The sequence below is a fragment of the Porticoccus litoralis genome, assembly GCF_030676955.1.
GTDB classification, from domain to species: Bacteria; Pseudomonadota; Gammaproteobacteria; order Pseudomonadales; family Porticoccaceae; genus Porticoccus; species Porticoccus litoralis.
In genome coordinates this window covers 397,490-423,667 of the sequence record NZ_JAUUUU010000001.1, presented here as the reverse complement: position 1 = coordinate 423,667, position 26,178 = coordinate 397,490, and the positions used below count along the sequence as shown (strand labels likewise).

At 51.4% G+C, this 26,178-nt stretch carries 24 protein-coding genes; 17 read left to right on the top strand and 7 right to left on the bottom strand.

Features of this window, described 5'->3' with window-relative positions; all coding sequences use genetic code 11:
• The first annotated feature begins 58 nt into the window (after positions 1–58).
• Genes zipA through Q8A57_RS02140 form a run of 3 tightly spaced genes read left to right on the top strand, consistent with a single transcriptional unit; the run spans position 59 to position 4,292 of the window.
• A complete protein-coding gene (zipA, locus tag Q8A57_RS02150; RefSeq protein WP_305169277.1) occupies positions 59–1,003 on the top strand; it encodes a cell division protein ZipA in 945 nt (314 codons plus the stop codon).
• On the top strand, positions 1,003–3,036 hold the full coding sequence (gene ligA, locus Q8A57_RS02145; protein ID WP_305169275.1) for an NAD-dependent DNA ligase LigA: 2,034 nt from the start codon (positions 1,003–1,005) through the stop codon (positions 3,034–3,036). The genes zipA and ligA overlap by 1 nt, the downstream gene beginning before the upstream one ends.
• Positions 3,037–3,041: 5 nt before the next feature.
• A complete protein-coding gene (locus Q8A57_RS02140) occupies positions 3,042–4,292 on the top strand; it encodes an MFS transporter (RefSeq protein WP_305169274.1) in 1,251 nt (416 codons plus the stop codon).
• Between the two features lie 13 nt (positions 4,293–4,305).
• On the opposite strand, the gene Q8A57_RS02135 is transcribed toward Q8A57_RS02140, so the two are convergent.
• Positions 4,306–5,094, bottom strand: coding sequence for a TrmH family RNA methyltransferase (locus Q8A57_RS02135; RefSeq protein ID WP_305169273.1), 789 nt, complete (start codon positions 5,092–5,094; stop codon positions 4,306–4,308).
• A 39-nt stretch (positions 5,095–5,133) separates the two neighbouring features.
• Here Q8A57_RS02135 and Q8A57_RS02130 point away from each other — a divergent pair, with 39 nt between their 5' ends.
• Entirely contained in the window at positions 5,134–5,496 is a 363-nt protein-coding gene (locus Q8A57_RS02130; protein WP_305169272.1) for a TraR/DksA family transcriptional regulator, read from the top strand.
• On the opposite strand, the gene Q8A57_RS02125 is transcribed toward Q8A57_RS02130, so the two are convergent.
• From Q8A57_RS02125 to Q8A57_RS02105, 5 genes are all read right to left on the bottom strand, one after another.
• Entirely contained in the window at positions 5,493–6,248 is a 756-nt protein-coding gene (locus Q8A57_RS02125; RefSeq protein ID WP_305169271.1) for a pyridoxine 5'-phosphate synthase, read from the bottom strand. The two genes, Q8A57_RS02130 and Q8A57_RS02125, sit on opposite strands and share 4 nt — an antisense overlap.
• Before the next feature lie 2 nt (positions 6,249–6,250).
• The gene (locus tag Q8A57_RS02120; RefSeq protein WP_305169270.1) at positions 6,251–6,823 is read right to left on the bottom strand and encodes a peptidylprolyl isomerase; all 573 of its coding nucleotides are present in this window, start codon (positions 6,821–6,823) and stop codon (positions 6,251–6,253) included.
• Positions 6,823–7,482, bottom strand: coding sequence for a TIGR04211 family SH3 domain-containing protein (locus tag Q8A57_RS02115; RefSeq protein WP_305169268.1), 660 nt, complete (start codon positions 7,480–7,482; stop codon positions 6,823–6,825). Before Q8A57_RS02115 ends, Q8A57_RS02120 begins: the two co-directional genes overlap by 1 nt.
• Before the next feature lie 85 nt (positions 7,483–7,567).
• The gene (locus tag Q8A57_RS02110) at positions 7,568–7,867 is read right to left on the bottom strand and encodes a YciI family protein (RefSeq protein WP_305169267.1); all 300 of its coding nucleotides are present in this window, start codon (positions 7,865–7,867) and stop codon (positions 7,568–7,570) included.
• A gap of 3 nt (positions 7,868–7,870) precedes the next feature.
• On the bottom strand, positions 7,871–8,608 hold the full coding sequence (locus Q8A57_RS02105) for a VC0807 family protein (RefSeq protein WP_305169266.1): 738 nt from the start codon (positions 8,606–8,608) through the stop codon (positions 7,871–7,873).
• Positions 8,609–8,834: 226 nt separating this feature from the next.
• Here Q8A57_RS02105 and Q8A57_RS02100 point away from each other — a divergent pair, with 226 nt between their 5' ends.
• From Q8A57_RS02100 to Q8A57_RS02040, 13 genes are all read left to right on the top strand, one after another.
• Positions 8,835–9,530, top strand: a complete 696-nt coding sequence (locus tag Q8A57_RS02100; protein WP_305169265.1) for a thiamine pyrophosphate-binding protein — start codon at positions 8,835–8,837, stop codon at positions 9,528–9,530.
• Positions 9,521–10,639, top strand: a complete 1,119-nt coding sequence (locus Q8A57_RS02095; RefSeq protein ID WP_305169264.1) for a thiamine pyrophosphate-binding protein — start codon at positions 9,521–9,523, stop codon at positions 10,637–10,639. Before Q8A57_RS02100 ends, Q8A57_RS02095 begins: the two co-directional genes overlap by 10 nt.
• Positions 10,636–11,469 (top strand): citrate synthase family protein, encoded by an 834-nt coding sequence (locus Q8A57_RS02090; RefSeq protein WP_305169263.1) that lies wholly within the window; start codon positions 10,636–10,638, stop codon positions 11,467–11,469. The genes Q8A57_RS02095 and Q8A57_RS02090 overlap by 4 nt, the downstream gene beginning before the upstream one ends.
• Positions 11,466–12,275, top strand: coding sequence for a citrate/2-methylcitrate synthase (locus tag Q8A57_RS02085; RefSeq protein ID WP_305169262.1), 810 nt, complete (start codon positions 11,466–11,468; stop codon positions 12,273–12,275). The genes Q8A57_RS02090 and Q8A57_RS02085 overlap by 4 nt, the downstream gene beginning before the upstream one ends.
• Positions 12,272–14,413, top strand: a complete 2,142-nt coding sequence (locus tag Q8A57_RS02080) for a TonB-dependent receptor plug domain-containing protein (RefSeq protein WP_305169261.1) — start codon at positions 12,272–12,274, stop codon at positions 14,411–14,413. Before Q8A57_RS02085 ends, Q8A57_RS02080 begins: the two co-directional genes overlap by 4 nt.
• Entirely contained in the window at positions 14,391–15,395 is a 1,005-nt protein-coding gene (locus Q8A57_RS02075) for an ABC transporter substrate-binding protein (protein WP_305169260.1), read from the top strand. Before Q8A57_RS02080 ends, Q8A57_RS02075 begins: the two co-directional genes overlap by 23 nt.
• Before the next feature lie 64 nt (positions 15,396–15,459).
• Positions 15,460–19,887 (top strand): EAL domain-containing protein, encoded by a 4,428-nt coding sequence (locus Q8A57_RS02070; protein ID WP_305169259.1) that lies wholly within the window; start codon positions 15,460–15,462, stop codon positions 19,885–19,887.
• 85 nt (positions 19,888–19,972) lie between these two features.
• Complete coding sequence (locus tag Q8A57_RS02065) at positions 19,973–20,596, top strand: L-threonylcarbamoyladenylate synthase (protein WP_305169258.1); 624 nt, start codon at positions 19,973–19,975, stop codon at positions 20,594–20,596.
• A gap of 81 nt (positions 20,597–20,677) precedes the next feature.
• Positions 20,678–21,523 (top strand): segregation and condensation protein A, encoded by an 846-nt coding sequence (locus Q8A57_RS02060; RefSeq protein ID WP_305169257.1) that lies wholly within the window; start codon positions 20,678–20,680, stop codon positions 21,521–21,523.
• Between the two features lie 15 nt (positions 21,524–21,538).
• Complete coding sequence (scpB, locus tag Q8A57_RS02055; protein ID WP_305169256.1) at positions 21,539–22,222, top strand: SMC-Scp complex subunit ScpB; 684 nt, start codon at positions 21,539–21,541, stop codon at positions 22,220–22,222.
• Positions 22,222–23,049 carry a 23S rRNA pseudouridine(2605) synthase RluB gene (gene rluB / locus Q8A57_RS02050; RefSeq protein WP_305169255.1) on the top strand — a complete coding sequence of 276 codons (828 nt, stop codon included), beginning with the start codon at positions 22,222–22,224 and terminating at the stop codon, positions 23,047–23,049. Before scpB ends, rluB begins: the two co-directional genes overlap by 1 nt.
• Before the next feature lie 46 nt (positions 23,050–23,095).
• On the top strand, positions 23,096–24,106 hold the full coding sequence (locus tag Q8A57_RS02045; RefSeq protein ID WP_305169254.1) for an NAD-dependent epimerase/dehydratase family protein: 1,011 nt from the start codon (positions 23,096–23,098) through the stop codon (positions 24,104–24,106).
• A 21-nt stretch (positions 24,107–24,127) separates the two neighbouring features.
• Complete coding sequence (locus Q8A57_RS02040) at positions 24,128–25,405, top strand: acyltransferase family protein (protein ID WP_305169253.1); 1,278 nt, start codon at positions 24,128–24,130, stop codon at positions 25,403–25,405.
• A gap of 22 nt (positions 25,406–25,427) precedes the next feature.
• Here the strand turns inward: Q8A57_RS02040 and Q8A57_RS02035 are convergent, their stop codons facing one another.
• The gene (locus Q8A57_RS02035; RefSeq protein WP_305169252.1) at positions 25,428–26,174 is read right to left on the bottom strand and encodes a YciK family oxidoreductase; all 747 of its coding nucleotides are present in this window, start codon (positions 26,172–26,174) and stop codon (positions 25,428–25,430) included.
• Between the last annotated feature and the right edge of the window lie 4 nt (positions 26,175–26,178).

Below are 26,178 nucleotides of genomic sequence, written 5' to 3'. Positions count from 1 at the left end.
GCCGGTGTCGAAAGCGGCTATTTCTCATTACAATATTGCTTAAGCCTGACAGGATTTAATGACGATGGAATTTGGAGCTCGCGAAATGATGATTGCTTTGGGTGCTTTGGTAGCCCTGGCAATTCTTCTCGATGTAATCCGTCGCATACGCAATGCCCGTTATGAAAAAATTCATATGCCGCGGCGCAAGCAGCCAATTTTTGATGACGATGATCTTCCCGAAGACTACGGTAGTGAATTGCCCAGTGGTGGTGCCCGGGTGGTGGGTTATCGGGACGATTCCGATGTTGAACAGTTGAGCCGCGAAGTACGGGAACGAGCTGAGGCCAACAAGCCGAAGCTCACCGTGCCCAAGCGTGAGCCAAAACAGAGTTCCCTCAATCTGGGTGATGAAGCAGTCGAACCCAAGCAGGCACAGCCAAATACTGAAGAGCCGCAGGCAAAGGTTGTAGAAGACGAACCCGTGGCTGAGGTGAGAGAAGCGCCAGCTATAGAAAAGAGTAAGCCGGCAGCACCGACCAAAGAGCAGAAAAAACCCGTGAGTTCTGCTCCGAAAGAGTCCAGGCCGCCAGTGGTGAGTGTAGTCGTACTACACATGATGGCGCCCCCGGAGGAACCCTTCCCCGGTGAGGATCTGCTGGATTCACTGCTCGGTGCCGGTTTGCGTTATGGCTCAATGAAAATTTTCCACCGCCATGCCGGTGATGACGGTTCGGGCCCAGTGATCTTCAGCGTTGCCAACTCGGTCAACCCCGGTACCTTTGATCTCGATAATATGGAAAACTTTTCCACTCCTGGGGTGAGTCTGTTTTTTGCCATGGAAGATGTGGACGATCCGATGAAGGCGTTTACGCTATTGCTCGACGCAGCCAAAAAGATGTCTGCCGAGCTGGGTGGTGTGCTCAAGGACGAAAGTCGCAGCGTACTCACCAAGCAGACAGAAGAACATTACAGGCAGCGTATTACTGATTATTGCCGCAGTCAGCTCTCCGGGATTGAGTAATGACCAAGCCCGACCCGGCGCTGCAGGAAGAGGCTGCGGCCCTTCGTCAGCAGCTGCACGACCACAATTACCGCTATTACGCCCTCGATGACCCCTCTATTCCCGACGCAGAATACGACCGTCTGCTGCGTCGATTGCAACAACTGGAATTGCAGTATCCTTCTCTGAAAACTCCGGATTCACCCACCCAGCGTGTGGGTGCGCCACCGCTTTCTGCCTTTGAGAGCGTTACCCATGAAGTACCCATGTTGTCCCTGGATAACGCCTTTAGTGACAAGGAACTGGAGGACTTTAACCGCCGTGTCATGGAGCGTTTGAAACGGGACGAACCGGTCAGCTATGTCTGTGAACCCAAGCTCGACGGTGTGGCGGTGAGCTTGCTATACCGGGATGGCGTTCTGGTGCGCGGCGCCACCCGAGGTGACGGCACTACCGGGGAAAACATCACCGAGAATGTGCGCACCATCAAATCCATTCCCCTACGTCTACAGATGCAGCATCCACCGAGCAGCCTTGAAGTGCGCGGTGAGATTTATATGCCAAAAGCTGGTTTCGAAAAACTCAATAATGAGGCCCGGGCGGCGGGTCAGAAATTGTTCGTCAACCCTCGTAATGCCGCGGCAGGTAGTCTGCGTCAGCTGGATTCCAGTATCACGGCATCCCGTCAGCTGGAAATGGCGGTCTACAGTCTGGGTCTGACAGAAGGGCTGGATCTGCCACCTACGCATATGGAAACACTGGGCTGTCTTCGCGAGTGGGGATTTCTGGTCAATCCGAATATCGAGTTGCACCACGATTTGCAGGGTTGTCTGGCCTACTACGAAAAGATGGCGGAGATACGACCGCAACTGCCCTGTGATATTGATGGCATTGTCTACAAGGTTAACGACTTCTCACTACAACGGCGACTGGGCTTCGTGGCCCGGGCACCCCGTTGGGCTATCGCTCGTAAGTTTCCAGCTCAGGAAGAAATGACCCGCCTGCTGGATGTGGAATTTCAGGTGGGACGAACAGGTGCGGTCACCCCGGTAGCTCGCCTTGAACCCGTGTTTGTCGGTGGTGTCACCGTCAGTAACGCTACCCTGCACAATCAGGATGAAGTCGCACGCCTGGGGCTGAAAATTGGTGACTCGGTGATCATACGGCGGGCCGGGGATGTCATTCCCCAGGTGGTTAAGGTGGTGGAGGAACGGCGTCCTGCCGATGCCCGGGATATTACTTTTCCCGATCACTGTCCGGTGTGCGGGTCTCCTGTGGAGCGGGTGGCGAATGAAGCGGTTGCCCGATGTTCCGGTGGTCTGATATGTGCCGCCCAGCGAAAGCAGGCGATTAAACATTTTGCTTCGCGCAAGGGTATGGATATCGACGGTTTGGGTGACAAACTGGTGGAACAGTTGGTCGATCAGGGCTTGGTGCATTCTGTGGCAGATATCTACCGGCTTTCCCGGGAACAGCTTGCAGCACTGGATCGCATGGCTGACAAGTCAGCGGCAAACCTGATTGATGCGCTGGAAGCTTCCAAACAGATTACTCTGCCACGCTTTATTTATGCATTGGGCATTCGTGAGGTGGGTGAGGCGACAGCACGCAGTCTGGCACAGCATTTTGGAAGTCTCGATGAGCTCCAGTCCGCCAGCCCTGAAACCCTTCAGGAGGTGCCGGATGTGGGGCCGGTGGTGGCCCACTTTGTCTGGGAATTTTTTCAGCAGGCCGAAAACCTGGACGTCATCGGGTCATTAAAAGATGTTGGCGTACACTGGCCAGACCCGAGTCCTGCCGATACCTCTGAGCAGCCTCTTGCCGGGCAGACCTGGGTGCTAACAGGCACCCTGGAGACGATGGGGCGCGCCGAGGCCAAGGAAAAATTACAGCAGCTTGGCGCTAAAGTGTCTGGCAGTGTGTCCGCCCGATCAGCCTGTGTGGTGGCCGGTCCCGGTGCTGGCTCGAAGTTGGCCAAAGCCCGGGAGCTTGATATTCCGGTAGTGGATGAGGCTGCGTTGCTGGAACTTTTCCGGAATCATCAGCTGATCTAACCCCCATGTCACCTCAAGCCCCCACTAACAGCCCCACAGGAAGTTTTCGCGCCTATTTACAGGGGGTTGGCAGCAGCTCCATGGCTCAGGGGTTGCAGATTGTGTTGTTTCCCTGGTTGCTGGTAGGTGTGCTGGGTGAAACCCCAGAGCGCGTCGGATTGGGGCAAATGGCCCTGATGTTACCCCAACTGCTTTTCGTTCTCTGGGGTGGTGTGTTGTCGGATAACCGCCACCCCGGACGTCACCTGCTGCGCTTGTATCTGTTGTATAACCTGCCTTGCCTGATGTTGCTGGCTGCCCTGGTGACAGGGCACCTGACCTACGGCCTGATGCTGGTGTTCGGTTTTGTGTTCGGCACGATCACCGCCTTTGTTCAACCAGCTCGGGAAAGCCTGCTATCCAGGGTCGTGGATACCCAATTGCAACAGGCGGTTGCCCGGGCATCGTTTGTGCAATTCACGGCCCAGAGCATTGGGATTGTGCTGGCGGGTTACCTGGAACAGGTCAGCTTGCCACTGTTGTTACTTGTACAGCTGCTATTGCTGAGTGTGTCTGGATGGTTCCTGCACCGCAGCCTTGGGACGTTGAGTGAAGCGAAATGCCGGCACAGTGGATCGACCTGGCAGGAGATGAAATCCGGGTTGCAGTTGGTAAGGCAAGACCCCCGGCTGCTGCAGTTGATGATGATTGTCGCCGCTACTGGTTTTCTCGGGTTCGGCATGTATCTGGTTGCCATGCCGCTGCTGACCCGTGAGGTTTATCATCAGGGGGCCGCCTTCTTCGCCTGGATTCAGTTCAGCTTTATGTTCGGGGTGATTTTGTCCAATCTGGTGATCATTCGCTTGGTGGGCCGTTTCGCCAAACCCGGCAGAATATTGTTGGTCAGCCTGATGGTGCGAGGTTTCTTTCTGGTGGTGATTTCCCTGCACCCGCCCCAGTGGCTGCTGTTTCTGACTATTGTGCTGTGGGGCGGTGCTTCCGGTTTGGCGATGATGCTGGGTCGCTCCATGACCCATGAAGAATCCCCGCAGGCCTACCGGGCCAGAGTTGTGTCTGTTTACCAGTTGGCATTGTTCGGTTCGGCACCTATTGGTGCCTGGTTGAGTGGCCAGGCCATCGCGGCATTTGGTGTACTGCCGGCCATTGGTGTGCTCGGGTTGTTGACGGTTGTGGCTGCGATTGTCGCTATGCTATTCAGCGACCTCTGGAAACAGCAGGGGCCTAAACGAACCAGCTTGTCTTCAGTATCCGAATAAAAACTGGACAGGGTCAATATTCTCCACGAAAGGCCAGCAGGGCAGCTGTCACGGCGACATTGAGGGACTCCACCTCATTGTGCATGGGAATGCGCACATGGGCATCACAGCAGGCATGGACTTGTGGGCTCACACCTTCCGTTTCATTACCGAGCACATAGACTACTGGAGCTGCCGGCTGGAAATCCGCAAGACGCTGTTCGCTGTGTGAGGAAAGTGTACAGGCGGTAATCCCCAACTCTTTAAGTGCTGTCAGTGCATCCGCAAGGTTGTCACAGTGAATTAAACGACTTTTGAACAGGGTGCCGGCGCTGGCTTTGATTACCAGGGGAGAAATGGATGCCGTGCCTTGCCTGGGCAATAGAATTCCGTGGCAGGGACTGGCGGTGACCGAGCGAATGATCATGCCTAGGTTCTGTGGGTTGGTGACACCATCCAGGGCGATCAGGCTGAAATTACCACTGGGCGGGCTGGCAACAAAATCTTCCAGCTGCATATGGTGCGGGCAGTCAAGGTCAGCGGCAACGCCCTGATCCTGTTTGCCATTTCGGGAGATTCTGGAGAGAGCCAATCGGTCGTGATAGCAAATTTCAATCTCCCGTTTTTTGGCCAGCGCTTTGATTTCCTCAATAATTCCACCGGGCTTGTTGGTATCCGCGAGGTGTACCCGATAGCAGGGTATATGTCTGTCCTGCAGTGCCTCCAGCACCGGTTTTCGACCGTAGATTGTCAGTAGTCTCCCGAAGAAGCGTTTGCGCTGCTGGTAGTTGTTCTGGGGGTTGTGATCAGCCTGCTTTGTCATGGCGTTATCAGTATGGATTCAAAGGGCTATTATAGAGCGATGGAACCCTTAACGGACCAGCAATTACAGCAATTTCAGTTGCAGCTGACGGAGCTGAAGCAGGAGCTTTTTTATTTACTGGAAATATCTTCAGCGGCTAGTGATGTGGTGACGCTTGATCAATCCCGGGTTGGGCGATTGTCGCGCATGGATGCCATGCAACAACAGCAGATGAGTCAGGCCAGTCGAGCTTCATATCGGTTGCGCTTGCTTGCAGTAGAACGCGCGCTGAAATTGTTTGAAACGGGCGATTACGGATACTGTGAAGACTGTGGCGAGTGCATCGACCCTCGTCGCCTGGAGATCAAGCCTGAGTCAGTACTCTGCCTTGGCTGCCAGCAGGCCCGTGAAGGCGGCCATTAAGCTGAAGTAAGAATCTTTTTATAGGCTTCCACGGCATTGCTAAGTCCCATGGCGATGGCATCCACCGTGAGGGCGTGGCCAATGGAAACCTCCAGCAGCCCGGGGATGGTGGCGTACATGGCGAGGTTTTTCAGGTTCAGATCGTGACCGGCATTGAGCCCCAGACCCAGCTCCATAGCTAGTTCAGCTGCTAGATAATGTTGCTGAAAAACCTCTTCCTGCTGATGGGTCCCCCAGGCGGCTGCGTAGGGGCCTGTGTAGAGTTCAATTCTGTCAGCGCCCACCTCTTTAGCGAGACGAATCTGCTCCTCAATAGGGTCCATGAAGAGGCTGACGCGTATGCCGAGGGATTTCAGGTGCTCTATGATTGGGGCGACCTGGTCTGCCGAGCGGGTCAGATCAAACCCGTGATCCGATGTCAGCTGGTTGTCGCTGTCGGGGACCAGTGTGCACTGGTCCGGACGAACTTCTTCCACCAGGGAAATAAACCCTGGGTAGGAGCCTCTGGGTGGCGCAAGGGGGTTGCCCTCAACGTTGAATTCGAGGTCGCCAAGGGGCAACAGTAAGGACGACAGCTCCCTGACATCACCGGTGCGAATGTGCCGCTGGTCGGGTCTGGGATGTACTGTGATACCGTTTGCGCCATGCTCAATACATGTCCGGGCGTGCGCGATGACGTCCGGGTAGTTGCCTTCCCTGGAGTTGCGAATCAGGGCAATTTTGTTGAGATTGACGCTGAGAGCTGTGGACACGCTTACTCGTCGCCAATAATACGTGCGCTGACGATATGAATCGGTTTTCTGGGCACATCGCCATAGGGGCCAACCTGGCCGGTGGGGACAGCCGAAATTTTATCGACGACGTCCATTCCTTCGGTCACCTTTCCGAACACCGTGTAACCTGCATTCTGGCCACTGCGGTCAAGAAAGTGATTATCCACGGAGTTGATAAAGAATTGGGCCATGGCGCTGTCAGGATCATTCGTGCGTGCCATTGCCACACTGCCGCGAACATTTTTAAGTCCGTTGTAGGCTTCGTTTCTGACGGGTCTGCCCGACGGCTCTCTGGGACTCATGTATTCATTGAAGCCGCCCGCCTGAATCATGAAGCCTTTAATAACACGGTGAAAAACCAGGCCATCATAGTGCTTGGCTTTGACGTAATTGCTGAAGTTGGTCACTGATTTGGGAGCTTTATCTGGGTAGAGTTCCATCTTGATATCGCCCATGCTGGTGGTCAGCAATATGTGTACCGGCTTTGATTCTTCGGCATGTAGTGACAGTGCAGAGAAAGCGAGTAAAACGGTAAGAATAATTTTTTTCATCATTAAGCCCATTCAGAAAAGCGTTTACGTTTTTTCAGGCGCGGGAGGAGCAGTGTTAACAGAGAACCCATGACCACGGCCAGTGCTCCGTAGAGAAACCAGGTGTTGCGCTCGTTATTCGACAGCCGCTCATTGGAGGCTTTGAGAACGTCGATTTCACTCTGTAGCATGCCGTTTCGCTCCAGAAGCTCCTTGTTTTGCTGGCTGATCGCGACCGCGTTGGCAGAGATTTTCTTGATGGACTGCAGTTCACTGCTGATGCCCTCGTTATTGCTCTGCAGACTTTCCAGGTGACTGGTCAGTTGATCGTTCTCTTCCTGCAATAAAGCCAGCTGTTCCTTAAGCTGCGTGGCCTGTTGTTCAGCAGCAGCTGTTCTTTCCTTCATGCTTTCGATTAGCTTGCGCGCAGTTGGTTCATTTTGCAGGTAATGTGAGGGCATCCATCCGTCGAGGCCGCTCGAGGTGGTGACATGACTCCATCCCTCTGCGTTGGTTTCCACTAGGGTCATTGCCGTGCCGCTTTTGATGCCCTTGTGCAGAATGCTGCAGCGGGGGCAGGGTGAGGAGCGAAGCGGTACACGATATTCATCTGAAACATAAACCGTTTCAGCCTGAAGGTTGAAGGCGAGCAAGACGAGAATTGCCGCAGTAATTATCCTCATGGTAGATCCTGTTTTCGGTAATAACTTTCGGTAATAACTTTCGGTAATAACTTTCGGTAATAACTTTCGGTAACAACGCCCCGTTTTAGGGAAGTACTTTTTTAAAGGGCTTGACGGTCACATTGGCGTATACACCAGCAGTAATGTAGGGGTCTTCGTCTGCCCACAACTGGGCATCCTGAAGTGAGTCAAACTGGGCTATGACCAGGCTGCCGGTGAAGCCAGCATCCCCGGGATTTTCACTGTCGATTGCAGGATGCGGTCCGGCCACCAGTAGGCGGTCCTGAGTTTTCAGGGCCTCCAGTCTTGCCAGGTGGGCGGGGCGGGCCGTGAGCCGTTTGGCCAGACTGTTTTCGGTGTCTTCACTGATAATGGCGTACCACATGAACTATTTTCCCTTTTTCTCGTGATGGTGAATAACGTCTTCGAGCGTTAGTCCGGTCAATCGAGTGATACCCCGAAAGAGATAAAACAGAGCTCCCATCAGCACAATCATTGCCGGTAGGGCAATGACAGGAAAGCTCAAGGCCGTCATTTTGCCTAACTGTTCATTAAACTCAACCGTTCCCGGCTGGCTGGTAATTAGGAGGGTCGCCAGCAGGTAATTAAGCAATGAAGACAGGAAAAAAGAACCTGCTACCAGGCAGGAGGCGTTAGCCAACAATCTTTCAAAATTCCTACCGTTGCCATTTTCCTGCAACGCCAGGGCAATTTTATCGGTTTGTAAAATTTTGTCGTTGTAGAGAAAGGTTTTGACCAGTGGGTAGGGGGTTTTGAGAGAGACAAGGGTGGCCACCCCGAAAATTGCAGGCACCATAGCTTCTTTTATCGCAATGTAAGCCGGGTCCAGTTCCAACAGGCTGATCCCTCCAGTCAGCAACACGCTGATCGTCCCCAGTGCCGAAAAAAAGTTGATTTTGCGGGACTGGACAAAGTCTTTCAGGCCGTAGGTCAGGGGAAAAGCCAGCGCAACCACTACTCCCCATTGGGTGCCCAGATATTCGTCACCGCTGAGTTTGGTGAGAATTACCGTAGGCAGAATAATATTGAAGAGCAGGTTGAGAAGGAGGTTTTCACTTTTAGGGGGCTCTTTACGACTAATGTCTGTAGGGGAAGATTGTGTCATCAAGTTACAAGTCAGGGGGTGTGAAAAGGGGTTAATTGTAAGGGATAGCGGGTGTGGAATCGAGGCTGAAAAATACTGCCCACTTCGCTAAATTGATTCCGTGTGCCATTCGGAAATTTGCACCTTTCATGGTTGAATTTTAAGCAAAAATAAGGCAATAATGGCTAAACTGCCACAACAGATTTAAGAAATATCCATATCCTTTTGATAAATAAGAGAAATTTTTATGGATGCTCTCAGGGTTGGCAAGCAAAATGCAAATCTCTCAATGGGTGAAAAAATGGAATTTGGTGACCTGCTTATAGCCTATCTCGAGCAATTGGGTGTGGAGTATGTATTTGGAGTGCCGGGTGGTGCCATTGAGCCTTTCTACAGCGCCCTGGCGCGTAGCGAGCGCAGGGGAGGCCCTCGGGCGGTGATAGCGCGCCATGAGAGTGGTGCCGCCTTTATGGCGGATGGATATGCGCGCAACACGGGTAAGCTGGGTGTTTGCTGTGCCACCACAGGTCCAGGGGCAACCAACCTTATCACCGGTGTAGCTTCTGCCTATGAGAACAATATTCCGATGTTGGTCATCACCGCGCAAACGGCGTTGTCCACTTTTGGTCGAGGCGCTTTTCAGGAGTCATCCTGTACCGGCACAAATACAGTCGGACTGTTTGAATACTGTACTCGCTATAACACGTTGGTTTCCCATGCTGGACAATTCGAGGCCAAGCTGGTGTCCGCGATTATGACCGCCACCCAGTCGCCAGGGGGCCCCGTACACTTGAGTGTGCCATTGGATATCATGCGTGATTTGGCGACGGCACCGCCCAGCTATGATTTGGTGAATTTACTGAATAAGCCCTCCCTGGTGGATGACGTTGCGGTAGAACAGTTTATGAAGAACTGGTTAATGCCAAAAGCCCGGTGTTTCTGATTGGTGATGAGGCGAGTGAAGCCATAGGGAGTATTCTGACCCTGGCGGTGGACCTCAATGCCCGTATCCTGGTGACGCCCCATGGTAAAGGGTTGGTCAGTCCCTATCATCCGTTGTTCAGGGGGGTGATCGGTTTTGCCGGCCACCAGAGCGCCCGAGATGTGTTGTGTGACCCGGACGTTGATCTTGTGGTGGCCGTTGGTGCAACCCTTGGTGAATGGGCCAGCGATGGCTGGGATACCGAGTCTCTGTTGACCACCCGCATGATCCATGTGGAATCTGTGGAAGAGAATTTTACCCGTACCCCGATGGCGAAACTGCATGTCAGAGGGCGCCTGTCCAGCATCTTTGACCGACTGGTCGACCGGTTTGAAAAGGCTTTAAGAAGTCAGATTCGCGTGGTTGGCAGCGATATCAAGCCCGCCGATGACTCGGCAGATAAAGAGAAAACGCTGCATTTTAAGATGGAAGATCTTGAGGGTTATTGCTCTGATGCAACACCCATCAAACCTCAGCGTCTGATGCGCGAGTTGCCGAGAATTTTCCCCCCGAATACCCGCTATCTCGCAGATTCCGGGGGCAGCTTTACTTGGGCAACCCATTACCTGCATCCCTATGACCGCCGCATTGCCGGCAAGCGCAATGCTCGGGGTGGCTTGTTTCGTGCATCCCTGGAATTTGCTTCCATGGGGTGGGCCATTGGAAGTGCCGTGGGTACTGCATTGGCAGAGAAAGGCGATCCGGTGGTTTGTATCACAGGTGATGGCAGCCTGTTGATGAGCGGCCAGGAAATTACCGTTGCCATTCAGGAAAAGTTGCCGGTGGTGTTCGTGGTTCTGAATGACAGTTGCTATGGCATGGTTCGCCATGGGCAGGAATTGACCGGTGCAGAGCCCATCGGATTTGAGTTGCCAGTAATCGATTTTGCCCAGTTTGCCCACTCTATGGGTGCGGCAGGTCACATCATTAAATCTCCTGAGGATTTGCAGTCACTGGATATTGACGAAATCTGCAGTAGGGAAGGACCTACCCTGTTGGATGTTCGTATTGATCGAGATGAAGTGCCGCCTATGGGTATGCGGGCCAAAGGCCTTAAGCAGATGGTATGAACGAAAAACAACCTGAACAAATCACGACAAAAATATGGCGGGAGACAGCAGAGGAGGACAACCCCTTTGCTGCTTCCGCATGCTTCTGTGCCGGTTACGATGTCTACGGTGACCTGTTGGGTAAAGCCACGTACATAGAATATTTGTATGTGCTATTCAAGCTGGAGCGACCCACATCCAGTCAGGCCAAACTGCTGGAAGGATTGGCGGTTGCCTTGGCGAACCCTGGTCCTCGGGATCACAGTGTGCGTGCAGCCATGTGTGCTGGCGTCGGAGGATCAACACACGCATCCGCACTTATCGGTGCCCTTTCCGTAGGCGCAGGTAATTTGGGTGGTGGGCATGAAATCCTGACGGCAGTACAGTACTGGTCAGCCTGTGGGACTGATATCAGTGCCTGGAGTCGGCTAATAAAAGAGCCACCTGAACATGATCATGCTGATGTCTGGACAGTGATGGAGCATCCTCCTGGATTTGACCCTAATGGTGTTTCCTGCGCGACACCGGTGAAACAAACCCTGGAGTATCTGGCGAGCGCTGGTCAGGGCGCTTGTCTTTCCTGGTTGTTATGCAATCGCAAGAAGCTGGAAGAAATTGCTGGGCTGCCGTTGGCTATGTCTGGTGTTGCAGCTGCGGCTATGGCCGATCTTGAGTTCTCGCCGGAACAGGCGGAAATGCTGTATTTGTTACTGCGTTTACCCGGTGCTGCCGTGCATTCACTTGAGCAGGAAAAGCTGGGCTGGCGCAAATATCCTTTTTTTGCTGATGGATTGAAATTACTTAATGATCCTGGCCCAGTGGCCGATGAGCCTTCTGTGGTGTCGCCATGAAGGGACTGCCACTTCTTCGTTATCGTGAAGATAACTGGGAAACCGAAATGGGAGCCTGGTTTGCTAGTGAGCGGGTTGTGCTTCGTGGGCGCGACTTATTTTCCAACTTTTCATCATCCACATGGATGGAATATCTCTATTTTGTGATCACTGGCCGCGAAAATAAAACGTTTTGCCGTTTAACTGAGACGATGTGGGTTTTGAGCACTAGTTATCCTGAACCTCGGTTGTGGCCAAATAGAATTGCAGCAATGGCTGGAACCACCAGAAGTACGGGTGTTCTGGGTGTCAGTGCGGGTATCGCAGCTTCTGAGGCGACAATCTATGGGCTGAAGCCCATTAAAGGTGCCTACGAATTTCTGCATAAGGCTTCAAAAGAAAAAGCTTCTGGACGATTACTAGAAGAGTTTGTGCTGAGTTATCTGAAAGAGCACAAGGTAGTACCCGGCTATGGACGCCCACTAGCGCCAGCTGATGAAAGGATTATTCCCGTTGTTTCTGCTGCAAAAGCTGCAGGATATGGGGATGGTGAGTTTTTGAAGTTAGCATTTGAGATTGAGAATATTCTCTTTTCAAAGAAAAAAATGAAAATGAATATAGCCGCTGTTAATGCGGCCATAGCTGCTGATGCAGGACTGGCAGCCAGAGAATACTACTTGATGGCATCGATGGCTTTTTCGGCTGGGATGTTTGCCGCAATGGTAGATGCGATGGATAAAGAAGAGGGAACATTTTTTCCATTAAAGGTATCTCGCGTGAAGAGTATTGGCCACGCAGAAACTAGAAAGTGGGAGGCAAGATTATGAAGTGCAGATGGTATGTGGGAACGGTTTTTTTCGTCACGCTAGGGTGTTTTGCTGATGATTTTGGTGAAGCTTCAGATATGGATCTGATGTCGCTCTATGGTGGGGAAGAATTTATCAGTATTGCAACGGGGATGACTCAGCCTATCGCAAAAGCTCCAGCTGTTGCCTCAGTGGTTACGGCGAAAGAAATTGAGAAAATGGGCGCTCGTGATATTGATGAGGTGTTGGAAACTATTCCGGGCCTGCATGTTGCCAGAGATAGTGCGGGTTATAACCCCATTTACACTTTTAGGGGTATATACGCTAGTTTCAATCCACAAGTCTTGATGCTGATTAACGGCATCCCTATTACCAACCTGTTCCAAGGAGATAGAAATACAGGATGGGGGGGGATGCCGGTGCAGGCAATCTCAAGGATTGAGGTGATTAGGGGGCCCGGATCAGCCCTTTATGGCGCAGATGCGTTTGCAGGTGTGATTAATATTGTTACCCATGAAGCTAACGGGGAGGATTCCTTTGAGACGGGTGCCAGATACGGCACATACAATACTAAGGAATACTGGGTGAGTAAGAGTGGAACCATCGGTGAGGTTGCGTTTTATGGAATACTTGAAGGCCTTAACACGGATGGTTATAACGAAAAAATAACTTCTGATGCACAGAGCGTCCTCGATTCTTTCACATTTACGAATGCGTCCCATGCTCCTGGCCCAGTTAATATGGAACGGGAAAACTATGATGCCCGCATAGAATTAGCGTACAAGGAATTTACTTTCAGAGCCGGGGGGCAAGTCAGAAGCCATGGGGGAGACGGGGCTGGAACGGCGCAAGCTCTGGTAGAAGATAATGGTATTACAAGTAAAAGATATAATGCCGACCTCACCTACGAAACTGCTGAGATTATTAAAGACCTTTCGTTAAAGATTCAGGCTAGCTATCTGAGTACTACCCAGGAAATTGAAGGGGATCTGGTTCTCTATCCTGAGGGTACTTCAGGACCATTCTTTGATCCGATAACGAGCTTTCCCTTGTATCCAGGAGGCTTTCCTGATGGTGTGATTGGTAACCCCGAAGTTTATGAGCGTCATTCGAGACTGAATATTACCTCTTTTTACAAAGGCTTTGATAAGCATGAGGTCGGCTTAGGGGCAGGTTATTACTATGGCGACTTATATAAGGTAAAAGAGTCAAGAAACTACGGAATTAACCCGTATACGTTTTTGCCCATTATGCCTGGTGACCCGCCTGTCGAAGTCACGGATACGCCGCTAGCGTTTTTGTCAGAAGATGAGCGAGAAAATAATTACGTCTTTCTGCAAGATGTGTGGCAGTTAGCTAATGATTGGGAGTTAACTGCGGGTGTTCGCTATGACCACTACTCGGACTTTGGAGATACCGTGAACCCGCGTTTGGCACTGGTATGGTCGACTACTAGGAATTTAACAACGAAATTCCTCTATGGTGAGGCTTTCAGGGCTCCTTCCTTTGCCCAGACCCGCGCTCTTTTTAATCCACTATTCCAGGGCAATGCAGGTCTTGAGCCGGAGGAGTTGAAAAGCTATGAATTGGCATTCGATTATCGGGCTGGTTACAACCTCACGTTTAACCTAAATGCGTTTTACTATGAATGGGAGGACATTATTCAATATGTGGATTCTGGAACCCCTGGTGTAAAGCAAGCCCAGAATGCCGGCGAACAGACCGGGCATGGCTTGGAGTTTGAGGCTAGGTGGCAGGCAACTAATAAACTGGAGTTGATCGGTAATCTTGCCTGGCAGAAATCAGAAGATAAAAATCTCAATAAAGACTCTGCCAATTCTCCAGAGAAGCAGGTCTATATACAGGCTGATTGGGAGTTTCTGCCCCACTGGTTTATGAATGTGCAGGCTAACTGGGTGATGGATCGCAATCGTGCCAGTGGAGATCCACGCTCCGATATTGATAACTACGCACTTGTTGATTTAACCCTCCGTCGCAAGTCGCTTTGGAACAATATTGACGTAGCATTGATCGTCAAAAATCTGTTTGATGAAGATGCTAGGGAGCCAACCCAAAATTCTGACTTTGGCCCACTGATATATGACGACCTGCCGCTGGCAGGGCAAACGGTGATGGGTGAAATCCGTTACCGATTCTAGGGAAAACTGCAGGTTAGCGGTTAAGCAGAGCACAAGGATGATTAAACACAATCCATACCTTAATAGTGGGTGGGGAAGTTGGCTTGCCAGACTGTTCCTGCCACTTATTGTTATTTTTACTTCTGGGCTTAGCAGCAAAAGCGTGAGCGCTGAGCTCATGGTGCTGTATCCTGAAGTCAAAGCTCCATTTTCAAAGGTATTTGAAGATATTTCTGAAGGCGCGCGCAGCGGTTTTAAGGGCGATACAACCTTTGTTAAATTGGATGAAAAGACCAGCCTACAGCCGGAAGTGAGTCGAAAAAAACCGGATATTGTTCTTGCCCTGGGTAAGCGTAGTCTGCTGACGGCGAATGCGTTGGAAAACCGTCCGCCGCTGGTGCTTGGAGCGGTAAACAGCGGGGAGTATGCGTATCCGGGTATTGTCATGATTCCCGACCCGGAAGTGATTCTCGACCGTTTGTTGGTGCTCTCCCCCGGGGTCAAGCGCGTTCATGTGGTTCAGAAATCCAGTGGTGATGACTTGCAGCTATTGGGGGCCGTTGAGTATTTGAAAAAAAGGAATGTTGAGCTGATTGTCTATCTGGCTGAAGATATCAGGGCGGCAGCTTCCATTTATGCTGAGATGCTGGAGAAGGCCAATTCAGGTGATGCAGTTTGGATACTTCAAGATGGTTCCTATGTAAATAGTGCGATATTTTCACTGCTGCTGGACGCTGCCTGGAACAAAAACCTGGTGGTGTTTTCCTCCAACCCCCTGCATGTAAAACATGGGGCGTTGTTTGCAGTGTATCCAGATAATAAAAAAATGGGTGTAAGCCTTGGAAAAATTGCCAACGAGGTGTTGGCGAAGAATGCTGAGCCAACCATGCATCCCCTCAGGGATGTCCTTCTGGCGGTCAACGAAAGGACAGGAAGCCATTTGGGTATTTCCTTATCCAATGATGTCAGGGAACAAGTCGACCTGATCCTGCCCGCCAGGTAACCGCTTTTTCATGAATCGCTACGTGAACAAATCTGCCGATAAAATGAAATTTAGGCATCAGCTGATGCTCATATTTGTCGTTGGCGTTTTGTTCATGGCGCTGATTACCTCTCTCGCTGTCAGCAACATTTCCAGTCAGATATTTCGCGATCGTCAGGTCGAGCAGGGCTTGCAGGTTGCGGGCTCTCTGGCCAAACAGGGTGAGTTAGCGCTGCTCTACCAGAGCAGGGACAGCGCCAAGGAACTGGTGGATAACGCCCTCAATTTTCCAGGTGTGAAATCTGTAGCAGTGCTTACCGAAACCGGTAAAGTGCTCTACAGCAGTAATGATGAACTGTCACCCATTGCCAGGCGCCCAGATGATGTATCCCTAGTGCTGGAAGACAGCGATATGTGGTTGTTCAGTGCCCCGGTGATGGCCGGCGAATCCCAGGATAATATCTGGGCTGAGTTTGACAGCCCCCCTGGGGACGGCGAGGAATTGCTTGGTTATATCCTGCTTCAGATAGGCAAAGATGCCTCAATTCTGATGGAGCAGAGTATTCTGCGCAGTAATTTGCTGATCTCTCTGGTCATTGCCGTCATCCTGCTGTTAATGCTGCTTGGTATTTCTCGTCGTTTGACCAATCCCCTGGAAAAACTGGCGAGCAGCATGAAGCGAGCCGAGAATGGCGATTCTGTGATCCGTGCTGACCTCGGTGGCCCTGCTGATATTGCTGAGATGCAGCATGCATTTAACTCAATGATGGAGGCTCTGGAAAATCGTCAGCAGGAACTTATGAGGGCAATGTCCGCCGCCCTGGAGTCTGCCCGAATCAAGGGTGAGTTTGCAGCGAATGTCACTCATGAATTGAGAACCCCCATGAATGCTGTTCTCGGCATGCTCGATTTGCTGATGACGATGGGGCTGAGCCCCAAACAACAGGAATATGTCGAGACAGCAAAACTTTCCGGCGAAGGGTTACTGGAATTGATTGATGAAATCCTGACCTTTTCCGAGATTGATTCCAATAACCTGACAATCAAGAAGGAAGACTGTTCTCTGCATGAACTGTTGGATGAAGTCATCAGTCTGCTGGCTAACCAGGCGCTGAAAAAGAAAATTGATGTTGGCTATCTGATTGAGGAAGGCGTTCCCAGGTATATTCACGGCGACAGTTCCCGAATTCGGCAGGTGATTATTAACCTGGTGGGTAACGCCATTAAATTTACCGATATAGGCGAAGTGTCGATTTACGTTTCCTGCCTGGATGACCCCTGTTCCCCTGAAGAGGGTCAGATGCTGCAAGTCGAGGTTCGAGATACGGGCATTGGAATTACAGAAGAAAGTCAGCAAAAAATCTTTGATGCTTTCACTCAGGTGGATTCTTCAAGTACTAAAAAGTACGAGGGTACCGGGCTGGGGCTTGCCATCAGCAAGCAGATTGTGGAGCTGATGGGTGGATCCATTCGTGTCGAAAGTGAAACCGGCAAAGGCAGTTCCTTTCTGTTTTCTTTGCCGACAGGAGTTGTTGAAAACCTCAAGAAAGTGGCTCCGCCAGTTAAAACCAATGACTACCAGGGCAAGCGGGCACTGTTAATTGACAATAGTGCTATCGTCGGTGCCTATGGCTCGCAACAGATTGAGAAGATTGGGGTGAGTTGTGAATTCATCGACTCCGCTGTCGATGCTCTGGAGCACATCCGACAGCTTTCCAGACAGAGTAAATCCCTTGATGTGCTGCTGATTGACGAGGATATGCCTGGATTGCGAGCGCCTGATTTTCTGCGCCTGGTGCGTGATGAGGCCTCCGTCAAAAACTGTGTGTTCACGGTCTTTAACAACCCGTGGGACAAAGAAAGTCCGGAAAAAATTGAAGGGGTCGCCTATCTCAGCAAGCCTTTGAGGGCAAATGATCTGAAGAGTTGCTTTGCCCAGTATCTTCTGGGTAACCCCGATGCGGCGAAAGAATACAAGCGTATGGAACCCCATACCATTGAAAAACTTTATGCAAACCCACGGCAAGTGCTGGTGGTTGACGACAATCGGGCCAATCAGCAAGTGGCCATCGGAATGCTCGAGCGCATGGGGTGTGAGTGCCAGCTGGCAGATAATGGCAAGGCTGCAGTTGAAGCTATAGTGCGCAAAAACTTTGACCTGATCCTGATGGATTGCTACATGCCGGTCATGAATGGCTACGATGCCACCAAACAGATACGCATGTATGAAGGTGGTCGTTACGATGGGAATGGTGTTCCGATTGTTGCCATGACGGCTAACAATACCCAGAAGGAAGCCGAACGCTGTTCAGCCTCTGGTATGGATGACTTCCTTTCCAAGCCACTGCGCATTAATGAATTGAAAAAGATGCTGTTGAAATGGGTGCCAGCGGATCAGGGTGAGGTGCTGGGTGGTCATGGAGATGATGCAGTTGACTTCAAGGAGACAACTCAACTGAATATTCCGGGAGATGGTTTTGATCCCCTGGTGATAGAGGAATTGAAGGGTAGTGTCGGGGAAGTGCTGGTCTCCATGATCGAGGCCTTTCTGGAAGACACCCCGGTGTACCTGCAATCACTGCAGCATGCGATTCTTGATGGAGATGCCAAAAAGGTTCGCGAGTTGGCCCATACCGTCAAGGGCAGTGCATCTAACTTTGGTGCCAAGCGGGTTGCTGACCTTTCTAAAATCCTGGAAGAAAAGGGTGCCATAGATGATCTTGTGGATGCCGAGAATCTGCACAAGCAACTGAAAGAGGCCTATGCCAGTCTCAGTAAGGAGCTGCAAGATTATATTGTCGGTAGTGACAGCGAGGCACACCTCAAAGGGAATACATACAGCATTCTGGTTGTAGACGATGACCGCTCCATGCGGTTGGCGTTAAAAAACGTCTTCAAAACGGAAGACTATGTGATTGAAGAAGCCAGCAACGGTGAGGAGGCGGTCGCCCTTTGTCAGCGTCATATGCCAGACCTTGTACTGATGGATGCGATGATGCCTGAAGTAGATGGTTTCGCCGCCTGTGAGCGAATTCGTCAACTGCCCAATGGAGCCGACACGCCAGTCTTGATGGTGACAGCGTTGGAAGACGAAAACTCCATTGTTAAAGCGTTTGCGTCTGGTGCCACCGACTACATACCGAAACCCATTCACTTTTCCGTATTGAAGCAGCGGGTTTCACGGTTGATTCAGGCCAACAAGGTCGAGAAGCACGTCAAACAGTTGGCTTATCATGACCCACTGACCGGGTTGCCCAATCGTACCCAACTGATGCAGCAACTCCGTTTGATGTTGAACAGGGCGCAACTGGAAGAAAAACAGTTGGCTATTCTGTTTCTGGATCTGGACCGCTTCAAGATGATCAACGATACCCTCGGGCATGATGCCGGGGACTTGTTGCTGAAGGCGGTTTCGGAGCGAATACGTCGCTGTGTAAGAAGTCAGGACTTTATTGCCCGTTTGGGTGGGGATGAATTTACTGTCATCCTTGAGGGTGTGACAGACCTGGAGACCGTTTCGAAAATTGCCGGCAAAATCTGTGATGCGTTGAGCCAGCCTTTCGTTTTTCTGCAGCAGAAAATGTTTGTTACCGCCAGTATTGGCATCTCGGTATTCCCTCAGGATGGGCAGGATGGCAGTTCACTGATGAAGCATGCGGACTCAGCAATGTTTCGTGCTAAAGAAGAGCGCAATAACTATTGTTTCTATGTTGAAGGAATGGAAGACGAAATTGCCCGCCGAATGGAAATTGAACGGGAGTTGCGCAATGCCATACAAAATGAAGAGTTGGTTCTCTATTATCAGCCAAAAATTGATCTTAAAAATGGCGAACTGATGGGCGCTGAGGCGCTCATTCGTTGGCATCATCCCCGTCACGGATTTGTCTCTCCCGATATGTTTATTCCCATGGCCGAAGAGTCGGGGTTAATCAACCAGGTCAGTGATTGGGTGTTGCACTCCGCCTGTAAACAATTGAAGCAATGGCAACAAAGTGGCCACAAATTACAGGTTGCTGTAAACCTGTCTGGTAAGGATGTCCAGCAGAATGACTTCAAGGAAAAAATGCAGCGTGTCGTCGAAGAGTACCAGATTGCACCGAAAACGCTGGAGCTTGAGATCACCGAGGGCACACTGATGGAAAACCCTAGTGAACTTGAAGACGAGTTGAATGCGCTACGCGCAATGGGGCTTACGCTGGCAATTGATGATTTTGGCAGCGGCTTTTCTTCGCTGAATTACCTGAAACGTCTGCCGGTTGATGTGCTGAAAATTGATCGCATGTTTATTCGGGATATGGAGAAGAATGAAAACGACAAGGCAATTGTGGCGGGCATTGTGGCACTTGCCACCAGCATAGGCCTGAAAACAGTGGCTGAGGGTGTGGAAAACGAAGAGCAGTACCGAATCTTGCAGCAGCTGGGGTGTGACAGTTGCCAAGGATTCTATTTCAGTAAACCGCTGCCGCTGAGCGAGTTCCAGAACAAATACTTTGAAGAAACTGTAGTTCAATAAGAAGCGGCTTCACCGAGGTTAAACCTTGCTCCCTTCCGCTCACTGCTGTGAGATAATGGCTACAGTCAGCATACAGTAGCGATCCATGAGCCAGTTTTTTACCATTCATCCGGACAATCCCCAGTTACGCCTGGTACATCAGGCGGTTGAAATCATCAGGCAAGGGGGGGTCATTATTTACCCGACGGACTCGGCCTACGCCATAGGCTGTCATATAGGTGATAAGAAAGCACTGGACAGAATTCGGCAGATTCGTCATCTGGACAAGCATCATAATTTTACGCTGGTCTGCCGGGATCTCTCAGAATTGGCGCTGTACGCTAAAGTCGACAATCAGGTTTATCGTACGCTGAAGGCCCACACCCCAGGTTCCTACACGTTTATTCTGGAGGCAACTTCAGAGGTGCCACGCCGACTGATGCACCCAAAACGGAAAACCATCGGTCTGAGAGTGCCGGCAAACCCTATTGCTCTGGCGCTGTTGGAAGAGTTGGGGGAACCTTTAATGAGTGTGACCTTGATTATGCCGGATGACGAATACCCACTGACAGATCCCTACGATATTCGGGATATGCTTGAGCGCAGGGTGGATTTGATTATTGATGGCGGATTTTGCGGGCTTGAAATGACTACCGTCGTTGATTTGACCGGGGATACCCCTGAAATCATCAGACAGGGTGTCGGGCAATTCGAAGACTTCCTCACCTGAATACAGCTTCCATGTGTGCCGCTGGTCGCAGCAGCGAATCAAAGTATAATGGCCCTTTCCACCAGCGCGAACCGTGGTTCCATGGCACCCCAAACAGTTCCAGAAGTAGACCCCTCTCAGGACATCCCGGCAGCGGAGCTTCATTCCCACCCGCTTCAGGAAGAAATGCCGTTCGCTATGATCATGGGGCGCCAGATTACCGAGCTCCCCAAAGATCTGTATATTCCCCCCGAAGCCCTGGAAGTTTTTCTCGAGGCGTTTGAAGGCCCGCTGGATCTGTTGCTCTATATGATCCGCAGGCAAAATCTCGATATTCTCGAAATCAATGTGGCGGAGATTACCCGCCAATATATGGCTTATATCGATATGATGCAGGCCATGCAGCTGGAATTGGCAGCTGAGTACCTGTTGATGGCAGCTATGCTGGCTGAAATAAAATCCCGTATGCTGCTGCCGCGGCAGGCTGTCGAGGAGGAAGAGGATGATCCTCGAGCAGAGTTAATTCGGCGGTTGCAGGAGTACGAGCGCTTCAAGCAGGCGGCAGAAGATATTGATGAATTACCCCGCTTGGGTCGTGACGTCTTTATGGCGACGGCAAAAGAGCCCGACCGGCAAAGCGAGCGCCCCCAGCCGGATGTGGCTATGAAAGAAATACTGCTGTCACTGGCTGATGTGCTGCGCCGTGCTGAAATGTTTGAGAGTCACAAGGTGCAGTTGGAGAAGTTGTCGACCCGGGAGCGTATGTCTCAGGTGATGGAAACACTGCGTGACAAGCAGTTCGTACCGTTTGTCAGCCTGTTTCGACTCAGCGAAGGGCGCAGTGGTGTGGTCGTCACTTTTCTCGCCATCATGGAGCTCATCAAGGAGTCTTTGGTCGAGATTGTGCAGAGTGAATCCTATGGTCCCATCCATGTGAAAGCGCGTTAACGAGTAAAGGAAAAAATGGATAACGATCACCTAAAAAAAATTGTAGAGGGCGCGCTCCTGGCATCGGGGCGTTCTCTGGATATCGGGCACCTGCAGGGGTTGTTTGATATTGACCAGGTGCCGGCAAAAGATCAGTTGCTCGCAGTGCTTGAGGATATTGAGAATGAGTGTGGCAACCGGGGCTATGAACTGACCAAAACCGCCAGTGGGTACCGTTTTCAGGTGCGCCAGGAGCTGGCGCCCTGGATTAATCGACTGTGGGAAGAAAAACCTAAAAAATATTCACGGGCGCTGCTTGAGACACTGGCCTTGATTGCTTATCGGCAGCCGCTGACACGCGGTGATATTGAAGAGATTCGTGGCGTGTCGGTCAGTTCCGAAATCGTCAAAACCCTGCTGGAGCGGGAGTGGGTGAGAGTTGTTGGTCACCGGGATGTTCCCGGGCGTCCGGCACTGTACGCAACAACCCGCGAATTCCTCGATTATTTCAATCTCAAGAGCCTGGAGGATTTGCCCGCACTGAGTGAGATCCGCGATATTGACAGTATTGACCCTGAGCTCTCACTACAGGTCGCTGAGACCAGGGAAGCTGAGACAACAGAAAACGCAGAGGAACAACTATCTGATTCTCTCGAGGAATCAGCGGTCGAGCAGGAAATGCCCGAGACAGATGAAGAAAGCAGGTTGCAACAGAACTGATGGCAGATAAGTTGCAAAAAGTACTGGCTGCGGCCGGTTATGGATCGCGCCGGGAACTGGAACAGTGGATCAGTGATGGCCGTGTGCAGGTCAATGGTCGGGTTGCCAAATTGGGTGACCGCGTTTCCGCGGATGACACGGTGATTGTAGATGGCAAACGAGCCAGATTACTTGGCACGGACCAGCGTATTCGGGTGCTTGTTTACAACAAGCCAGAAGGTGAAGTTTGTACCCGCTCTGATCCCGAGGGGAGAAAAACCGTATTTGACCGCCTGCCCAGATTGAGTGGTGAGCGGTGGATTGTTGTTGGTCGCCTCGATATCAACACCACGGGCCTGTTGTTGTTTACCAATAACGGAGAGTTGGCCAACCGTCTGATGCATCCCTCGTACGAGGTGGATCGTGAGTATCTGGTGCGTGTGCACGGGCAAGTGGATGATGCCATGATCAAGCGCCTCAGGGAGGGCGTTTTGCTGGATGATGGCATCGCCAAATTCAGCGATGTGGTGCCTGGAGAGCGCGTTGGCAGTAATGGCTGGTATACGGTGGCACTGATGGAAGGTCGCAATCGCGAAGTTCGCCGTCTCTGGGAGTCACAGGGTGTGGAAGTGAACCGTCTCAAGCGGGTGCGTTTTGGCCCGATCTTCATGCCTTCCTATGTGCGCAAGGGACAGTGGATTGAGCTGGATGACAAGTCGCTATCCGATGTGTTGTCTGCCGTGGATCTATCTGTTCGCAAAAAGCAGCGGCAACAGGCGCCGCAAGATAAAAAACGATGGGATCGACAGTTGAAGCGTCTTCGCTCCAGAGGGCCGTCCAGCCGCTAGTCATTCCAGGGTCACTTTCTGAAGCCGTTGCAGGGTCGCTGGGTTTATGTCGAATAAGGAAAAACACGCTTTTATTACCGGCGCCACAGGTTTTGTCGGAGGCGCCTTGGCCGAAAAGCTCACTGCTGATGGCTGGACAGTAACAGCGCTGGTTCGTCCCCAAAGTGATACTGCAAGGCTCAGTGCTTTGGATGTTTCTCTGGCCTTTGGCGATGTTTGTCAGCCTGAAGGCTTGGCCGAGGCCATGTCCGGTGCGAATGTGGTATTCCATTGCGCGGCCCTGACAGGGGTAGGCCACCGCAGCGCAGACATTCACCGTGTGATTGCACAAGGCACGAACAATCTGCTGGATGCCGCCTATAAATCGGAGGTACAGCGTTTTGTGTATGTCAGCAGCGTTGCGGTTTATGAATTGAGTGATGCGGGTGTTTGCGATGAACAGCATGCATTGCTGAGCAGTAGTATTGATCCCTATGCTCAGGCAAAAATTGCTGCTGAGAAAGCCTGCTTCGAAGCGTGTCACGCGGGGCAGTTAGAAACTACTATCGTCAGGCCGGTATTTATCTACGGGCCAGGAGACCGTCGTGGTGGTTTCCTTCCCGAGCTTGCAAGCATGATGGCTGAGGGAAAGTTCAAACTGATAGGCGGGGGCGCTAACCGTATTCCATTAGTGTATATCTCGGACCTGACCGATATGCTGCTGCGCTGTGCAGTGCGGCCGGAGGCAGTAGGGCAGGCGTACAACGCCTGCTCCAAAGCACCTCCCACCTGGCAGGGCTTCGCACGATCGCTCTCTGGAGTGCTTGGTGTAGCACAACCTGGCTCTGTCCCAGCCACACTAGTGAGGCCTATAGCGGGTCTTCTGGAGTTTTTGGCCAAAGTGCAGTTGCTTCGGACTCTTCCGCTCAGTAAGGTGGCCGTCAATCTGTTGGCCATGGATTTGGAATTTCCTGCCGATAAGGCCGAGCGGGAATTGGGGTATGTGTCACAGATCGGCTTTGCTGAAGGTGTCGTGCGCTGCCTTCCAATGTTGAAAGAACTGCAGTGGGTTAAATGATCAGGATTCAAGAGAGTTATCGTGTCTAATAACGCCAATCCATTTTCAATCAAAAATAATCTCAGGATTCTCTTTAATCCCACTCAGGGACAATTGCGGCCCGTTGATGGTCTGAGAGCACTATCAATTTTGCTTGTTCTGACTATCCACTGTGTCTGGTTTTTAAGCATCTTTGACGAAAGCGTAGTGGAGTTGTTTTACGGTGCCCCCATTTGGTTGAACTGGGTTTTCAATGGCGATTTAAGTCTGGATGTCTTCTTTGTTATTAGTGGTTTTCTTATTTCTACCATTTTGATGAAGGAATACAAAAAGACTGGTGGTATACGTTTTGGACGTTTTTATCAGCGGCGGTTCATGAGGCTGATGCCTGCTTATCTTTTGGCATTGGGGTTTGGGTTGCTAGCCGCGCCAAATAAGGAATACATCTGGAGCAACTTGCTCTACATCAATAACCTGTTGCCTGCCTCTACCCATTTCATGCCCTGGACCTGGTCTCTGGCTATTGAGGAGCAGTTTTACTTTTTGTTTCCCTTGCTATTGCTGTTGGGCATGCGCAATTGCCGCCCAACGACCCTTTTCTGGTCAATGCTGTTGGCGTTTATCGCCTTTGTCCTGGTTCGGTTGGCCGTCATCTGGCGGTATGAATTATTTTTGCCCATCTGCTGGTATGAAACTACTTGCGAGGGTTTTTTTGACGTTATCGACTACATATATGTCAAACCCTGGACCAGGTTTGGCAGTTTCCTGCCGGGGATTTTTGCGGCGTATTTTCACGTCTACCATCAGCAGGCAATGATCAGCTTTTTTCGCCGTAATCGTGCGGCTATTACCTGGTTGACGGGGATAGCGTTGCTTGCCATCGCTGTTATCTCAACCATTCCCGTGAACAATCAGCACGCGACTTTCCCCAAATTCTGGGGTGCTCTCTACTACGCCAGTTGCCGCCACCTGTTCACGATGGCTATTTGCATCGTCATGGTCAGTAGCCTTTACGCGGATTACGGAATTTGTCGCTGGATTTCCCGCTTCCTGTCTTCGTCATTTCTTTATCCGATCGCCCAGTTGGCCTACTCGACCTATCTTTTCCACCCGTTTGTTATTGCTGGTATTTACACGGCTATCTTCCAGTTTGCGCCTGAACTTCCGGTGCTACAAAAAATTGTCATTACCACAGTCGGAGGTATCTCTATCAGTCTATTGGTGGCACTGGTAGTGTTTTTGTTTCTTGAGCGACCGTTTATGAATATGCGCAGTAGTCACAGCGAACGGGCTAAAGCGCCGGTTCTGGTGGAGAGTTAAGAGGGTGTTGAGTGGAAATGGCTTACTGCGCGTCCACTGACTGGCCAGTAATGTCGAGGCTGTCGTCACCCATCAAATACAGATAGGTTGGCATGATCTCCTGCGGGGTTTTCACTGACGCTGGGTTTTCCGCCGGGTAGGCAGCAGCCCGCATGCGGGTGCGTGTGGCGCCTGGATTTATGCAGTTGACACGAATATTGCTGGTGCCATCCAGCTCATTGGCGAGTACCTGACAGAGGCCTTCTGTGGCAAATTTGGAGACTGCATAGGCGCCCCAGAAAGGTTTGCCCACACGTCCCACCCCTGAGCTGGTGAAGATAATAGAGGCGTGATCCGCCTTTTCCAGCAGGGGCAGTAACGACTTGGTCATCAGAAACTGAGCAGTAACATTGACCTGCATGACTTTCTGCCAGCTCTCGAGTTTATAGTTGGCGATAGGTGTGCGTTGACCCAATTCCCCGGCGTTGTGTAGCAGGCCATCCAGCTTGCCAAAGCTTTCCTCAAGACGGTCGTGCATGTCCTGATAGTCTTTTTCTACTGCGCCATTCAGACAGATAGGGTAGATCCCCGGCTGGGGACCGCCTGCAGCTTCAATTTCATCGTAGACCGCTTCCAGCTTGGGCACTGTGCGGCCGATCAGAATAACGGTGGCTCCGTGGGCGGCAAAGGTCTTGGCGGCAACCGCGCCAATCCCGTCTCCGGCTCCGGTGACGGCGATGACTTTATTCTCTAACAGCCTGTCAGGTGCCTGGTAGCTTTTTGGATTCATGGGT